Source organism: Klebsiella sp. SYXHC3, assembly GCF_057196925.1.
The window spans coordinates 65,643-81,149 of sequence record NZ_JBXUNG010000013.1 but is presented as its reverse complement, the minus strand read 5'-3'; the positions used below and the strand labels follow the sequence as shown (position 1 = coordinate 81,149).

Annotated in this window: 16 protein-coding genes and 1 pseudogene; 4 read left to right on the top strand and 13 right to left on the bottom strand. The window is 55.6% G+C overall.

The window, feature by feature from the left end:
* Positions 1-12: 12 nt before the first annotated feature.
* The 3 genes from AC2CGP_RS22360 to AC2CGP_RS22350 all read right to left on the bottom strand — a co-directional run bounded on the left by AC2CGP_RS22360 (position 13) and on the right by AC2CGP_RS22350 (position 4,114).
* Positions 13-849 (bottom strand): shikimate dehydrogenase family protein, encoded by an 837-nt coding sequence (locus AC2CGP_RS22360; RefSeq protein WP_213759707.1) that lies wholly within the window; start codon positions 847-849, stop codon positions 13-15.
* A 15-nt stretch (positions 850-864) separates the two neighbouring features.
* The gene (locus tag AC2CGP_RS22355; RefSeq protein ID WP_213759708.1) at positions 865-2,187 is read right to left on the bottom strand and encodes an MFS transporter; all 1,323 of its coding nucleotides are present in this window, start codon (positions 2,185-2,187) and stop codon (positions 865-867) included.
* Positions 2,188-2,263: 76 nt separating this feature from the next.
* The gene (locus AC2CGP_RS22350) at positions 2,264-4,114 is read right to left on the bottom strand and encodes a bifunctional sugar phosphate isomerase/epimerase/4-hydroxyphenylpyruvate dioxygenase family protein (RefSeq protein WP_213759709.1); all 1,851 of its coding nucleotides are present in this window, start codon (positions 4,112-4,114) and stop codon (positions 2,264-2,266) included.
* A 127-nt stretch (positions 4,115-4,241) separates the two neighbouring features.
* Between AC2CGP_RS22350 and AC2CGP_RS22345 the strand changes: the two genes are divergently transcribed.
* Complete coding sequence (locus AC2CGP_RS22345) at positions 4,242-4,880, top strand: TetR family transcriptional regulator (RefSeq protein WP_015367005.1); 639 nt, start codon at positions 4,242-4,244, stop codon at positions 4,878-4,880.
* Positions 4,881-4,906: 26 nt separating this feature from the next.
* Here AC2CGP_RS22345 and fumD read toward each other — a convergent pair whose 3' ends face one another.
* Positions 4,907-5,119: a fumarate hydratase FumD gene (gene fumD / locus AC2CGP_RS22340; RefSeq protein ID WP_015367006.1), complete on the bottom strand. Its 213-nt coding sequence runs from the start codon at positions 5,117-5,119 to the stop codon at positions 4,907-4,909.
* 235 nt (positions 5,120-5,354) lie between these two features.
* Positions 5,355-5,486, bottom strand: a complete 132-nt coding sequence (locus tag AC2CGP_RS22335) for a hypothetical protein (protein ID WP_161799851.1) — start codon at positions 5,484-5,486, stop codon at positions 5,355-5,357.
* Here AC2CGP_RS22335 and ynhH point away from each other — a divergent pair.
* The 3 genes and pseudogenes from ynhH to AC2CGP_RS22320 all read left to right on the top strand — a co-directional run.
* Positions 5,482-5,616: pseudogene (gene ynhH, locus AC2CGP_RS22330) on the top strand (protein YnhH); the annotation flags it as partial. The gene AC2CGP_RS22335 and the pseudogene ynhH sit on opposite strands and share 5 nt — an antisense overlap.
* A 7-nt stretch (positions 5,617-5,623) precedes the next feature.
* Positions 5,624-7,036 carry a pyruvate kinase PykF gene (pykF, locus tag AC2CGP_RS22325; RefSeq protein WP_015705134.1) on the top strand — a complete coding sequence of 471 codons (1,413 nt, stop codon included), beginning with the start codon at positions 5,624-5,626 and terminating at the stop codon, positions 7,034-7,036.
* Positions 7,037-7,348: 312 nt separating this feature from the next.
* Positions 7,349-7,585, top strand: a complete 237-nt coding sequence (locus tag AC2CGP_RS22320; RefSeq protein WP_002908860.1) for a major outer membrane lipoprotein — start codon at positions 7,349-7,351, stop codon at positions 7,583-7,585.
* Between the two features lie 60 nt (positions 7,586-7,645).
* Here the strand turns inward: AC2CGP_RS22320 and ldtE are convergent, their stop codons facing one another.
* From ldtE to AC2CGP_RS22280, 8 genes are all read right to left on the bottom strand, one after another.
* Positions 7,646-8,632: a L,D-transpeptidase LdtE gene (gene ldtE / locus AC2CGP_RS22315; protein WP_213198239.1), complete on the bottom strand. Its 987-nt coding sequence runs from the start codon at positions 8,630-8,632 to the stop codon at positions 7,646-7,648.
* A 100-nt stretch (positions 8,633-8,732) separates the two neighbouring features.
* The gene (sufE, locus tag AC2CGP_RS22310; protein ID WP_126033760.1) at positions 8,733-9,149 is read right to left on the bottom strand and encodes a cysteine desulfuration protein SufE; all 417 of its coding nucleotides are present in this window, start codon (positions 9,147-9,149) and stop codon (positions 8,733-8,735) included.
* An 11-nt stretch (positions 9,150-9,160) separates the two neighbouring features.
* Positions 9,161-10,381, bottom strand: a complete 1,221-nt coding sequence (gene sufS, locus AC2CGP_RS22305; RefSeq protein ID WP_045366935.1) for a cysteine desulfurase SufS — start codon at positions 10,379-10,381, stop codon at positions 9,161-9,163.
* Complete coding sequence (sufD, locus tag AC2CGP_RS22300) at positions 10,378-11,649, bottom strand: Fe-S cluster assembly protein SufD (RefSeq protein ID WP_047036622.1); 1,272 nt, start codon at positions 11,647-11,649, stop codon at positions 10,378-10,380. The genes sufS and sufD overlap by 4 nt, the downstream gene beginning before the upstream one ends.
* The gene (gene sufC, locus AC2CGP_RS22295; protein ID WP_015367012.1) at positions 11,624-12,370 is read right to left on the bottom strand and encodes a Fe-S cluster assembly ATPase SufC; all 747 of its coding nucleotides are present in this window, start codon (positions 12,368-12,370) and stop codon (positions 11,624-11,626) included. The genes sufD and sufC overlap by 26 nt, the downstream gene beginning before the upstream one ends.
* Positions 12,371-12,386: 16 nt before the next feature.
* Positions 12,387-13,874, bottom strand: a complete 1,488-nt coding sequence (gene sufB / locus AC2CGP_RS22290; RefSeq protein WP_015705129.1) for a Fe-S cluster assembly protein SufB — start codon at positions 13,872-13,874, stop codon at positions 12,387-12,389.
* Between the two features lie 2 nt (positions 13,875-13,876).
* The gene (sufA, locus tag AC2CGP_RS22285; protein WP_015705128.1) at positions 13,877-14,254 is read right to left on the bottom strand and encodes a Fe-S cluster assembly scaffold SufA; all 378 of its coding nucleotides are present in this window, start codon (positions 14,252-14,254) and stop codon (positions 13,877-13,879) included.
* A gap of 364 nt (positions 14,255-14,618) precedes the next feature.
* Positions 14,619-15,416: an MBL fold metallo-hydrolase gene (locus AC2CGP_RS22280; RefSeq protein WP_032711441.1), complete on the bottom strand. Its 798-nt coding sequence runs from the start codon at positions 15,414-15,416 to the stop codon at positions 14,619-14,621.
* Between the last annotated feature and the right edge of the window lie 91 nt (positions 15,417-15,507).

The window sequence follows — 15,507 nt, the reverse complement described above, 5'->3', positions numbered from 1 at the left end:
TTTTTTGCTGATTCAGTAGCGAATTTCCGCCCGTTCACGCAGCTGTTCCGGCGTCGCCACCGGCAGTTGGAAGAACTCGAGATAGGCTGGGATCATCTCGAACAGCATATCGGTACCGCGCTGAATCGGGCACCCCAGCGCCTGCGCCGCCCGCAGTAGCGGAGTATATTCAACGCTCATCACCACCTCGCCGACCCAGGTACGCGGCGACAGGCGCGAAACATCCAGCGGTAGCGGATCAGCCGCTTTCATGCCCAGCGGCGTGGCGTTGACCACCAGATCCTGCGCGGCGGGATCGCACTGCATCAGAACGATCTCCAGACGCGGATAGTGCTGATGCAGCCGCTGCGCCAGCGCCTCGGCGGCGGCTACACAGGTGTCGAACAGCGTCAAGGTACTGATCCCGGCGGCCGCCAGCGATGCGGCAATCGCCGAGCCGACGCCGCCGCAGCCGAACACCTGCGCCCGCGCCCCTTGTGGTTGAAAGCCTTTGCGCGTAATCCCCAGCACAAAGCCTGCGCCATCGAACATATCGCCGAGCAGGCTGCCGTCGGCTTCGCGGCGGATGGCGTTGCAGGCGCCGGCGATTGCCGCCGTCGGGCTCAACTGGTCGACCAACCCACAGGTCGCCATTTTATGCGGCATGGTGACCAGCGCGCCGACGATGTTAGTCATGGAAAACAGCGCTGGCACCAGCGCCGCGTAATCCTCCGGCTTCACCCCCATCGGCACCACTTTGACGTCCGCCTCGCAATGGGCCAGCCATGGGTTATAAATCATCGGCGCTTTAAAACTGGCGGTCGGATAACCAAGATGCGCTATCAGCCGCGTATGACCACTAATGATCATGCCCTACTCCTGTTGTTACTGCGAAAGTTCGATGCGTTTGACATCGCCAAGAATAAACAGATAGGCCACTACGCCAAGCAGCGCCGCGCCGCCGATATAGACCAGCGCGTAGAAAAAACTACCGGAAGCGGCAACGATAAAACCGATAATCAGCGGCGTGAGGATCCCCGCCAGATTGGTGCAGAAATTAAAGATACCGGCGGTTATCCCGCCCATCCCCTGCGGCGCGATATCGGAAATTAACGTCCAGCCGAGGCCGACCATTCCCTGGCCAAAGAAGGCGAATGACATCATCAGGATCACCGCCAGGTCGCTCGGCAGCCAGTTGGCGGAAATAATGCTACTGGCCATCATCAGCCCGACGACGATAGGCAGCTTACGCGCCAGATTGGCCGAACCGGTGGCTTTAAGCAGCTTGTCGGAGAGCCAGCCGCCAAACAGCACGCCTCCCGCCGCGGCGAGAAACGGCAGGATGGCGAAGAAGCCCACTTTCAACCACGCCATGTGGCGCTCGGTCGCCAGATACGTTGGAAACCAGGTCAGAAAGAAGACCAGCACGGTATTACCGGCGAATTGACCGACGCTGGCGCCAATCACCTGTCGTTTTGCCAACAGCTGGCGCACCAGCGGCCAGCTAAAAGCGTTTTGCTGCTGCTGCGCGGTAGCCAGTCCGCCGCCGCGAAGAATATGTTCGCGTTCACTGTCGCTCAGGCGGCTGTCCTGATGGGGTTCGCGGTAGCAACGCCACCAGACCAGCGCGAACAGGATGCCAACAACCCCGACGCTGATAAACAGCGCACGCCAGCCGAAGCTGCCCATAATCCAGAACAGCAGCGGCGAGAAACAGGCCAGCCCGAGATATTCGCCGACGGTGTAGACCGCCGTGGCCTTCGCGCGCTCCTGCTGTGGAAACCAGGTACTCACTACCCTGCTGTTGACCGGAAAACAGGGCGCTTCACTGACACCAAGCCCGAAGCGACACAGCAACAGCGTTTTCAAGCCAATCGCCATACCGTGAAATAAGGTGAACAGCGACCACAGCGCCAATGAGAGGAAATAGGTCACCTTATTGCCGAAACGATCGAGGAAAATACCGCCGGGGATTTGCGCCAGCGCGTAAGTCCAGGCAAAGGCCGAAAAGACAATTCCCATGATGGCGGCATCAATGCCGAGCTCGGCGGTCAGTTTCGGCGCGGCGATACCGAGCACCGTGCGGTCGAGATAGTTAATCATCGTGCCGACGGCCAGCAGCGCCAGAATCCCGATACGCCGCCGGGAGCGAGGCGCGGTGGTCGCGGTATCCGCCGCCGTCGCCTGGTTATGGCTATAAGAGTTCATAGTCGTTTCCTGTCTTGAGTACAGATGAATGTTGTTATTGTGTTTGCGATGTTGTGTTGTGAACCATTTGCTACGTTTAACTGTACTGCATCGCCGAAAGGCGGACGGCGGCATTCACCGCGCCGTACTGGGCGTAACCGCCGCGCCGTTCGGTCAATTCGAAGAAGAAACGCCCCGCCGCGAATGGACGGGTATAAAGGTGGAGGAATTCGCCGCCGCGGGTATCACGGTCGTAGAGAATTTGCAGGCGTTGCAGCGTCTCTACCTGCGGCTCTCCACCGAAGCGCGCCAGCAGATCCTCATAGTAATTCGCCGGGATCGGTAGCGCGTTCAGCGCGGCCTGCGGCAGATTTTCGAGCGTTGCGGGTAAATCGCGGCAGGCAAAAGCGGCGTGCTGTAGCCCGGCGCCCTGATAACAGGCGACCGAACGCGCTATCTGCGTGGCTCGACTTTGCGAAATATTCAGCGCCAGACGGATATCGCCCTGCGGGCTATGAACCGCCAGGCTGCGCACCAGGCCGTAGGGGTCGGGCAACGTCTGTTCGTGTTCGAGACTGAAGCCGAAAACCGTACGGAAAAAGATAATCCAGTTGTCGCGGCTATCGGCCTCCATGCCTAACGCCAGATGGTCAATACCGCAGTAGTCGTCGCGCGGCGCGTCTGCCTGCAAATGAAAATCGCGGGCGTAGATGTCGTCACCGGTTTCAACCAGGTAGATCAGGCTGCCATCCGGGGCGCAAACCGCCGGGATCGAACTCTCATTAGGACCGGCATCCCCCTGCCAGGTGGCATAACCGTAGGCGCGGGCGCGCTCCACAACCGGTGCGCTGTGGCTCACCCGCAGCGCCATTGCGCACAACGAGATGCCGTGGCGCTGATGAAAATGGTCGGCCCAGCTGTGCGGCTGCGCGTTAACAATCACCCGCGCCTCGCCATTACGCCAGAGCGCAACCTGCTTGGAACGATGCTTGCCCTGGAGCTTAAAACCCAACTGCGCCAGGCGCTGGCCAAGCGCGACAGACTCCGCCGGACTGGCGGCGAATTCAATAAACTCCAGGCCGTCATAGTGCGGTAGCGCAGGTGGCGAAAATAACTCCGCATCGCTATCCGCAAGCTGCCGACGGGTCTGCTCTTCGAGCCACAGCAACGAACGATAGCCATCTTTCGCCGTGGCACCCGTGGGCGAGGCGCGAAAGCCGTCATTGAAAATCTCCAGCGACCAGGGTCCGCGATAGCCGCAGCGCGTCAGTTCACAGGCGAAATCCACCAGCGGCAGTTGCCCCTGGCCCGGGAAGCAGCGGAAATGACGGCTCCATTCGAGGACATCCATCTTCATCAACGGCGCGTCGGCCAGCTGCAGGAAGGTGATTTTCTCAACCGGCACCTCGGCAAGGCCTTGTAGATCATCACCGAGCGACAGAATATGGAAACTATCAAGAACGATGCCCATCGCCGGGCTGTTAACCCGCTGCACCCGTTCCCATGCCTGACGCCAGCGGTTAACGTGAGTACCCCACGCCAGCGCTTCGTAGCCAATGACAACCCCCTCCTGCTCGGCGAGATCGGCCAGCGCGCGCAGGTCGGCGACCTGCAGTTCGATATCGGCCGAACAGTCCGGCTGGACGTTGCTACAGAGCAGCATGGTGTCGCAACCCAGTTCATGCATCAGGGCGAATTTCCGCTTCGCCCGCTGCAGGTTAGCGGCAAACTGCGCGCGGCTGGCGCCCTCAAAATCGCGAAAGGGTTGAAAAAGGGTGATTTTTAGCCCTAATTCAGCGGCAAGGTTGCGAATATCGCGCGGCGTGCCCGTATAATAGAGCAGATCGTTTTCAAAGATTTCAACGCCCTGATAACCGGCCGCGGCGATAGCGTGCAGCTTTTCGGGTAAAGTTCCGGATATCGAGACGGTAGCGATGGAACGCAACATAAGAGTCCTCGGGTCATCATTCGACATGAGCACTGACTATGTATCATTTGGTTCACAGGCGCCAGATTTGGTTGCTAAATTGTGATCATTATGTGTATTTTTTGTCTCCATAGAAAAAGGAGTCGTTATGTCCCTCGTTGCTCATGATGAAGCACAATCCCTGAAAGAGCGCATCTTTGCCGCCGCCATCACCGTGTTTGCCGAATATGGCCTCCCCGGCGCGCGTATGGAGCAGATCGCCATCGAGGCGCAAACCACCAAGCGCATGGTGGTCTACTACTTCAAGAGCAAAGAGCAGCTGTACCAGGCGGTACTGCAACATGTGTATGCGCGGATCCGTGAAACGGAACAACAGCTGGGGCTGGAGCACCTGCCGCCGGTCGAGGCGCTGGTGCAATTGGTGAAATGGAGCGTGCGCTATCACGCCACTCACGCCGACTACATGCGAGTTATCTGTATGGAAAACATGCAGCGCGGCAAGTGGTTGAAGGGTTCCGGGGAGCTGAAACCGCTGAACCGTACCGCGCTGTCGATTATCGAGGATATTCTGCAACGCGGCCAGCAACAGGGGATTTTCCAGGCCGGTCTGCAGGCGCGCGACGTGCATCGGCTGATCAGTAGTTTTAGCTTCTATCAGGTATCGAATTTTTATACTTTTAGCAGCCTGTATCTCGACGATCCGCTGCCTGAAATCGACGACGAAGCAATGGTTTCACACCACTGCGAGATTGCGGTAAAAGCGGTGATTCGGTTCGTTATCTCTTAAGCATTACTTATGTCGGGGCGCGGGGTTTAGTGCCCCGACAACGCGTGAATCACCCTTTCCATCGCCTCGCGGGTGAGCGCTGAACGTTCAATTTTGCTATTTGCCAGCGCGGTGCGTACGACACCGGCAATAACAATATGTTTCGGCTCCTGACCAAGATCGCGCATTTCCAATACCACCTTACCCACTACGCGGCACATTTCCTGATAGAGTTCGTCGTCTTTCGCTTTATTTCCCATTATTAAGACTCGTAAATTATCATTATCAATCAATTCATTATTGATACGATTTTATAATAAAGCAAACTGCGCTATTTTTTTCCACTCAATGAAGCGTTTTACTGCCTTTAATAGGTTTGTAAATATCATAAAACGCCGTTTAATCTGATCCGCTGCGGCAAAAGTGTGTTGCAGCTTCGCGAGCGAATCGTGTGAATTTTGTTACATTAATCACACTAAAAATGAAACGCCGTTTTTATTTTCCTTTTTCGTTTCGGCAGCGTATAATGCGCCTCGATTCTTTCTTGAATGGTTTCAGCGCATTGGACTGCACAAAAAAACGTACAAAACATTGCCACTTTTCATGGGCTGAACCGCCAGCACACATTCTTCTGCACGCTCTTTTGTTGTCACCTATCCTTAGAGCGTGGCATTGCAACTTTCGTAACACAGGTTTGACTCCGCGGCAGTGCGCCCCCGGAGCGAGATTTCCATATCCTTCACAACTTAAAGACTAAGACTGTCATGAAAAAGACCAAAATTGTTTGCACCATCGGTCCGAAAACCGAATCCGAAGAGATGTTGACCAAAATGCTGGACGCGGGCATGAACGTCATGCGTCTGAACTTCTCTCACGGCGACTATGCGGAACACGGTCAGCGCATCCAGAACCTGCGCAATGTGATGAACAAAACCGGTAAGAAAGCCGCAATCCTGCTGGACACCAAAGGGCCGGAAATCCGCACCATCAAGCTGGAAGGCGGTAACGACGTCTCCCTGAAAGCGGGCCAGACCTTTACCTTTACCACTGACAAGTCCGTGGTCGGCAACAATGAAATCGTTGCGGTGACCTACGAAGGCTTCACCACCGACCTGAGCGTCGGCAACACCGTACTGGTCGACGATGGTCTGATCGGCATGGAAGTGACCGCGATCGAAGGTAACAAAGTTATCTGTAAAGTGCTGAACAACGGCGACCTCGGCGAGAACAAAGGCGTTAACCTGCCGGGCGTTTCTATCGCTCTGCCGGCGCTGGCTGAAAAAGACAAGCAGGACCTGATCTTCGGTTGTGAGCAAGGCGTTGATTTCGTAGCCGCTTCCTTTATCCGTAAGCGTTCTGACGTGGTTGAAATCCGCGAGCACCTGAAGGCGCACGGCGGCGAAAACATCCAGATCATCTCTAAAATTGAAAACCAGGAAGGCCTGAACAACTTCGACGAAATCCTCGAAGCATCCGACGGCATCATGGTTGCGCGTGGTGATATGGGCGTTGAAATCCCGGTAGAAGAAGTTATCTTCGCGCAGAAGATGATCATCGAAAAATGTATCCGCGCGCGCAAAGTCGTTATCACCGCGACCCAGATGCTGGATTCCATGATCAAAAACCCGCGTCCGACCCGCGCTGAAGCAGGCGACGTCGCTAACGCCATCCTCGACGGCACCGATGCCGTTATGCTGTCCGGCGAATCCGCGAAAGGTAAATACCCGCTGGAAGCCGTTACCATTATGGCGACCATCTGCGAGCGTACCGACCGCGTGATGACCAGCCGTCTGGATTACAACAACGACAACCGTAAACTGCGCATCACCGAAGCGGTTTGCCGCGGCGCAGTTGAAACCGCTGAGAAACTGGAAGCGCCGCTGATTGTCGTCGCCACCCAGGGCGGTAAATCCGCACGCGCCGTGCGTAAATACTTCCCGGACGCCACTATCCTTGCGTTGACCACCAACGAAACCACCGCCCGTCAGTTAGTCCTGAGCAAAGGCGTAGTACCGCAGCTGGTGAAAGAGATCGCCTCTACTGATGATTTCTACCACCTGGGTAAAGAGCTGGCGCTGCAGAGCGGCCTGGCGCGTAAAGGCGACGTGGTTGTGATGGTTTCCGGCGCGCTGGTTCCAAGCGGCACCACTAACACAGCCTCCGTGCACGTGCTGTAATAATTTACAGGTTATTTTATCTTTTTTTAAAGCGCTCCAGTCGGGGCGCTTTTTTTTATTCATTCACTAGCTGTTCTTAATAAAAATGCAAATCGGATTTTACTATTTAATAAGAGATTATCTAAGATGAATCCGATGGAAGCCTTCTGTTTTCACAGCGCTTTTTAAACTAGATCTACGAATTCGATGCTTCTTTGAGCGAACGATCAAAAATAAGTGCATTCGGGTAAAAAAAATATTCTCATCCCAAAAAAGTTTGTGTAATACTTGTAACGCTACATGGAGATTAACTCAATCTAGAGGGTATTAATAATGAATCGTACTAAACTGGTACTGGGCGCGGTAATCCTGGGTTCTACTCTGCTGGCTGGTTGCTCCAGCAATGCTAAAATCGATCAGCTGTCTTCTGACGTTCAGACTCTGAACGCTAAAGTTGACCAGCTGAGCAACGACGTGAACGCAATGCGTTCTGACGTTCAGGCTGCTAAAGACGACGCAGCTCGCGCTAACCAGCGTCTGGACAACCAGGCTCACTCTTACCGTAAGTAAGAGTTCTGGTAATAAAAATGGCGCACATTGTGCGCCATTTTTTTTGCCTGTTGTTTTACCCTACTGCGTCAGTTTAGTGTCATTCTGCTGGCTATTCTGCGCCGACAGCTCGGTCGTCGCGCTGCCCGCCCCTTCAGAAACCACCACCGGATAGCCCGCTCTTCGCGACAGCGCTTTTTTCAGTTGCAGGTCATCCACCGCTTTATCGTCAGAAAAGGCGTGAAACGCGGCAGGAAGCGTGTAAGAGATTGTCCGGGTATTTTCCCCTTCAGTTTGCGAAAGCGGCCTGTGGACCTCTACATAGCGTTTACCATCGGGTTCTACCGCGAACTTCACCGGCTGATTGATAATCCGTACCGGCGTGCCGGCGCGCACCTGGCTGAACAGCGCCTTGATGTCGTCAGCGTTCATTCGCATACAGCCGGAACTCACCCGTAGCCCGACGCTATCAGGCGCATTAGTGCCGTGGATCAGATACTCGCCGTTACCGTAGGCCAGTCGCAGCGCGTAGCGGCCTAATGGGTTATTGGGCCCGGCGGGGATCACCGGCGGCAGCTTAATGCCCTTCTCCAGCGAGCGCGCGCGAATACCGGCAGTCGGCGTCCAGGTCGGGTTAGGGATTTTCTGCCCGACACGGGTGGTCATCTCCGGCGTTTCCAGCCCCAACTGGCCAATGCCGAGCGGATAAACCTGCACCTGATTTTGCCCCGGCGGGAAATAGTACAGCCGCAGCTCGGCCAGGTTGACGACAATGCCTTCACGCGGGACATCCGGCAGCAGCATCTGCGATGGGATTAAGACCCGTGTGCCCGGCTTCGGCTGCACCGGCGCAATCGTATCGTTGGCTTCAAGAATCAGCATCGCCGCCGTGTCGAAATGGCGGGCGATAGCCTGCAGGTTGCGATCCCCTTCCTGTACCGTCCAGTATTGGTTTTGGCCAATCAAACGGCTGTTGGCTGGGGGAAGCGGATAATCGACAGCCCAGGCGCCGTGCTGCGCGCTCAGAGCTGCGAGAAGGGACATTGCGATGAGAGACGCGCGTTTCATACTGAGATTCCTTCTTTCGCTGATAAAACGCCAGGATCTGCGCGGCGACGAAAGCGTTCGCCTTCGTCGCACGTAACAGAATGAAATCTACCTGTTTATTCTAGCTAAGATTTGTGGCTTTCGCGCGAATTGCGCGGATCATCGCTTCAAGGCCCTGCGAGCGGGAGGGGGTAAGATGTTGGGTCAACGCCATTTTTTCAAACCACGGGCGTACATCGAATTCGCTAATATCCTGCGCGGTCATGCGGTCATAAAGGATGAATACTACCGCAATCAGCCCTTTGACGATGGCCGCATCGCTATCGCCGCGTAGGGTAATCACGCCGGATGGCTCCTGCTCCATCACGATCCACACCTGGCTTTGGCAGCCCTGAATAATATTCTGCGCGATGTGTTCTTCCGCGCTGAGCGGCGCCAGGCGTTGGCCGAGTTCAATGATGTAGAGATACTTCTCTTCCCAGTTAGCGCAGCGAGAAAAGTTGCGCAGCAATTTGTCTTTGTCTGGTAATGCCGCCATAGTCGCGTCCTTTAACCCAGTAATTTGTGGATCCGCTGCAGCCCGGCCACCAGCCGATCCACCTCTTCCATCGTATTGTACATCGCCAGCGATGCCCGGCACATCGCCGGAACCTGATAGAACGCCATCAGCGGCATCGCGCAATGGTGTCCGGTACGCACCGCGATACCGTAGTTATCGAGAAAACTGCCGACATCGTAGGCATGATGTTTCCCGAGGTTAAAAGCGATGACGCCCAAACGATGTTGCGGGCCGTAAAGCGTCAAATCCGGCACCTTTTTCAGCTCCTGCAAGGCATAGCGCATCAGCGTCTGCTCATATTCGCCGATCTGCTCAAGCCCAATCTCGCTGACGTAGTCCAACGCGGCGCCGAGGCCAATAATTCCACCGGTATTCGGCGTGCCAGCTTCAAAGCGCCACGGCGCTTTCGCCCAGGTGGTGCCCTCCCTCAGGCTGACGGTGGCAATCATCGACCCACCGCCTTCCCACGGCGGCATCTCCTGTAACAACGATTCTTTGGCGTACAGCACGCCGATACCGGTCGGCCCGTACAGCTTATGCGCCGAGAAGACGTAAAAATCGCAATCCAGCGCCTGCACATCCACCGGGTGATGCATCACCGCCTGCGCGCCATCCACCAGCACCTTCGCGCCATGCTGATGCGCCAGCGGGATCAGCGCCGATAGCGGGTTTTCTGTCCCTAGTACGTTCGACACCTGGGTTATCGCCAGCAGCCGGGTGCGGTCGTCAAATAGACCGGGAATAACATCGAGTTGTAAAGTACCGTCCTGGTTGAGCGGGATCACTCTTAGCTCGGCGCCGACGCGGGCACAGAGCATCTGCCACGGCACGATATTGGCGTGGTGTTCCATTTCGCTGACGATAATATTATCGCCGGCCCCGACGTTAGCCCCGCCCCAGCTATTGGCTACCAGATTGATGCCTTCGGTGGTACCTCGTACGAACACCAGCTCTTCCGGCGAGCGGGCATTAAGAAAAGCGGCCGCCTGCTGGCGTACCTGCTCCATCCGCGCCGTCGCTTCGGCGCTCAGGGTATGGATACCACGATGGACGGCAGCGTAACCATGGCGATAAAACTCGGCTTCGGCGTTAATCACCGCTTCCGGTTTCTGCGCGCTGGCGGCGCTATCGAGATAAACCAATGGTTGGCCGTTAACCTCTCGGCTCAACACCGGGAAATCGGCGCGCAGTCGTTCTACTGAAAATGTCATGCATCCCCTCCCGGCAGGCGCTTGCCAATGCGCGCCAACACCTGTTGTTTCAGCGCGTCATCGCTAATGGCTTCAGTAAGTTCGGCGGCGAAGGCGTAAAGGATCATCTGCTGCGCCGCCTGTTGTTCGATGCCGCGCGAGCGCAGATAGAACAGCTGTTCGTCATCGATACGACCGACGGTGGCGCCGTGGCTGCATTTGACGTCGTCCGCGTAAATTTCCAGCTGCGGTTTGGTATCGACTTCCGCCAGCCTTCCCAACAACAGATTGTTATTGGTCATCTGACCATCGGTTTTCAGCGCGTGTTTCGCGACGTTAATCAGGCCATTAAATACCGCCCGCCCCTTATCGCTGACGATGGTTTTGTGTAGTTGACGGCTGTTGCAGTAGCCAACGCGGTGATCGAGCCAGGTACGGCTGTCGCAGACCTCGTTTTTCACCGGCATCGCCAGCGAGTTAATGCGCAGATTGTTGTTTTCACCGGCCAGACGGGTACTGGTATGGTGTCGTAACACCGCGCCGCCCAGCAGGAAGCTGCTGCTGAATGCCGAAGCATCGCGGCCAAGCAGCAGATCGTTATGGGCGAAGTGGTAGCTTTGCCCATTTTCAAACGCCAGCTTGATATGCTGCAGATGGGCGTTGTCGGCGACAGACATCGTCAGGCGTCCGCCGGTGAAATGCCGCTGCTCATCAAGGCTAATATAGTGTTCGATGATGGTCGCCTGCGCCCCGCTCTCCAGCGCCAGATGATGGCGATAGTGAGCGGTATTAAGCTCGTCGCCTGCCAGTCCGCTGGTAATATGCATCAGCAGCAGCGGTTTCTCCGGGCGCTGATTGCGCTTCACATCGATGCGGGTCACCGTCTGCGCCAGACTTTCGGTGAGATGAAGAAACACTTCCGGCTGTACCGCGTCCGGCAGATGCTGGCGCTGGTTATCAACGCTGACGTCAAAACCGCTAGCGGTGAGATCGTCGCTGAGCGCCGGGCTGAAGCGGCCATCAATAAACACCATCCGCCAGGCGTCGAGGTTGAGCGCCAGCGCGTCGCGCTGCGCCACGCTGAGTGTAGCCGGAGTCGCAACAAACGTGCCGCTAAGCAGCGCGTCCAGCGGTGTGTATTTCCAGTTTTCATGTTTGCGCGTCGGCAACCCCAGGCGCAACAGCTGTTGCAAATGCTGATTGGCCTGCGGCGTGCGTTCTTCGCCCTGTGCTTCAAACAGATGATGCCACTGCTGCAGCGCGTTACTGCTGTTCGGTAAGCCAGCCATAGCCCTGCTCCTCCAGTTGTTTAACCAGAGTGAAATCGCCCGACTTGACGATTCGCCCCTGATACAGCACGTGGACATAATCCGGTTTGATGTAATCAAGGATACGCTGATAGTGGGTGACGATAATAAAGGCGCGTTTGCCGTCACGCAGTGAGTTAACCCCCTCCGAGACAATCTTCAGGGCATCAATATCCAGCCCGGAATCCGATTCATCGAGGATACACAGCTCAGGCTCAAGCACCGCCATTTGCAGAATATCGTTGCGTTTTTTCTCGCCGCCGGAGAAACCGACGTTCACCGAACGAGTTAGCAGATCTTCCGGCATCTTCAGCAGTTTGATCTTCTCTTCCATTAAATCCTGGAAATCGAAACGATCCAGCGCCTCCAGGCCGCGATAGGCGCGTACGGCGTTGAGCGCGGTTTGCAGGAAAAACTGATTACTGACGCCTGGGATTTCCACCGGATACTGAAAAGCCATAAAAATGCCCTCCCCGGCGCGATCCTCCGGGGCGAGTTCGAGCAGGTCTTTGCCCTTAAACTCGACGCTGCCGCCGGTGACTTCGTAATCCTCCCGTCCGGCGAGGGTAGCCGAGAGCGTACTTTTCCCTGAGCCGTTAGGGCCCATGATCGCGTGGACTTCGCCGGGGCGCACCTCAAGGTTCAGCCCGCGCAGGATCTCTTTGTCTTCTACGGCGACTTGCAAATCTTTAATACTTAACATCTTTTTTCCTTAATTATCAGCCGACGCTATGTTCAAGGCTAATAGCCAGCAATTTTTGCGCTTCGACGGCGAACTCCAGCGGCAATTCTGAGAACACGTCTTTACAGAATCCATTGACGATCATTGAGATCGCATCATCTTCGCTAATACCCCGCTGCAGGCAGTAAAACAGCTGGTCTTCACCAATCCGCGAGGTGGTGGCTTCGTGTTCCAGCTGGGCGCTGTTATTGCGGCATTCGACATACGGGAAGGTATGCGCCCCGCAGTCCGGGCCGATCAGCATCGAATCGCACTGGGTGAAGTTCCGGGCGTTCGTCGCGGTCGGCATAATTTTGACCAGTCCGCGATAGCTATTCTGGCTGTGTCCGGCGGAGATCCCTTTCGAGATGATGGTCGAACGGGTGTTCTTGCCGATATGGATCATTTTGGTCCCGGTATCCGCCTGCTGATGGCCGCTGGTCAACGCCACCGAGAAGAATTCGCCGATCGAGTTATCGCCGCGCAGAATGCAGCTCGGGTATTTCCATGTTATAGCCGAACCGGTTTCCGACTGGGTCCACGACATCTTGCTGTTTTCGCCTTCGCACAGCGCGCGCTTGGTGACGAAGTTAAGGATGCCGCCGGTATTGTTGTCGCCGGGGAACCAGTTCTGCACGGTGGAGTACTTCACTTCCGCATCTTTATGAATGATGACTTCAACCACCGCCGCATGCAGCTGATAGCTGTCGCGGACCGGCGCCGAGCAGCCTTCGATATAGCTCACGTAGCTACCCTCGTCGGCGACCAGAATCGTACGTTCAAACTGGCCGGTTTTCTCGGCGTTGATGCGGAAATAGGTCGACAGCTCCATCGGACAGCGCACGCCTTTCGGCACGTAGATAAAGGTGCCATCGGAAGCAACCGCGGCGTTCAGCGCAGCGAAGAAGTTGTCGTTGCCCGGCACTACGGTACCGAGATACTTTTTCACCAGTTCCGGATGATCGTGAATCGCTTCGCCAAAGGAGCAGAAGATGATCCCCTGCTCCGCCAGCTTCTCGCGATAGGTGGTTGCTACCGATACCGAGTCGAAAATGGCGTCCACCGCGACTTCTTTGCCTTCGCGTACCGGTACCCCGAGCAGGTTAAAAGCTTCCTCGACTTCATTTGTCAGGAAGGTGTTTGCCCCGGTCTGTTGCACCGCGCCGGGCTCCGAGGCGCAGGTCTCGTCGCAGTTGCCGCAGGATGGCGCCGAGTAGTAGCTGTAATCCTGATAATTAAGCTTATCGTAATGCGCTTTCAGCCAGTGCGGCTCCTCCATCTCCTGCCAGGCCTTAAAGGCGTTGAGACGAAATTCGAGCATCCACTCCGGTTCATTACGGCGAGCGGAAATCGCGCGTACCACCTCTTCATTAATGCCTTTGGCCAGCTCATCGGTTTGTAGCTGGGTAAAAAAGCCTTCTTTATAGTTGAGCGGGCCGCCGGTCCAGCTTTTGACATCGTCAGTTGCTTCAGTATTTCGAGACATAGTTACTCCGCCTGAACCCCGAAGCTTTCGCCGCAGCCGCATTCGTGCTGCGCTTTCGGGTTATGAAACTTGAATATTTCATTTAAGCCTTCGCGAACATAATCCAGTTCGGTACCGTCAATGAACGGCATCGCCTGCAGCGGCGCAAACAGCTTCGCACCGTCGCGTTCAAACAGCAGATCGTCGTCCGCCGGCTCGGCAATCATTTCCAGCACGTAGCCAAAACCGGCGCAGCCGCTGGTTTTAATCCCCAGGCGCAGTCCCTGTTTGTCCGGCTGTTTGCGCATCAGATCCCGAATATGGGCCGCCGCAGCGGGGGTCATCGTTAGCCCCTGCCAGTTGAAATCGTCAGGATTAAAGGTGTTTGTTTGTAGTTCCATCGCTCTACCTCATCGAGTGCCGCCATCGGGCCATACCCTCATGTTAGTGATAATGATTATCACTTCAACCCTGCCGGAGCAGGGGTATTCGGCCATTTCGCCCGTTTCTGCGCTTTTCTATAAGCATAGACCCTGGTGAAGGGGTTATCAGGAAGCAATTCTTATATTTAATAGATTGATAAATAATAAGTTATTTAGAATAAGAGCGCAGGCGAAGCGGCAATGGAAAAGATGTATCGAAAATACCGATTTATGCGATAGAGACCGGAAATGGCACTTTTCGTCAGGGTGAAAACGCCTAAGATGAGTACAGAAAGGCAAGAAAGCAGCCATGAAGACGATATGCGCAAACAGAGAGTTATATTCACTTAGTCAAACAAGCAACATACTTTTCCCCGCTGCGACGGACGATCTCCCCGGCGTTATTCAGAATCTCCCGCCCCTCGAACGCGCCGTAGATTTGGCTGAATTTCACGCCAGCAAGGCGATGAATGATATCCGTAACCGTTGATGACGGCAGCGGTAGCATATTGGGATAGCTCCACATGAAAGAAACGGCGTTTGCTCCGGGCGCCACCTGGACAATATCGCCGGATAATAGCAGGCCGTCGCCCTGCGCCCAGTGCAGGACGCAGCCACCAGCAAAATGCCCACCCAGGCGAATCAGACTGGCATCGGCCGTCAGTTGCAGGCTATCGCCCTCCCAAAAGGTAATCCACGGGCTGTCGCGCATGACCCACTGGCGGTCATCCCCATGCAAATAGATTGGCGCCTTGAACTCCGCCGCCCAATCCTGCATACAACTGTAGTAATGCGGATGTGAGATAGCGATGGCTTTCAGCCCACCCAGCGCGGAAACCAGCGTTTTTGTCGCCTCATCAAGGTTGGCGATGCAGTCCCATAGAATATTACCCTGCGGCGTACGCAGCAGAAATGCCCGCTGATTAATGGCAAAGCCAGGAATAGTGCGAATGCTAAAAAGCGCGCTGTTATGCTGTTGCCACTTATTGCTGTGCGATGCGGTGAGCTTATTTAATGCAATCCACTGCTGGCCGCCCACCGGAATAAATTGCCGCTCGTCTTCGCATATCGGGCAATGTTGCGGAGGGTTTTCGCTAAATTCATATGAGGTACCACAAGCTTTGCATAGCGTAATCGTCATCTCTTTCTCTCTATTCCAGCATCCGATAACAAGCATGGCACAGCTTATTTTAGCGGTGTGGCAGATTGTGCAGAGCGCAAAAACCTACCTG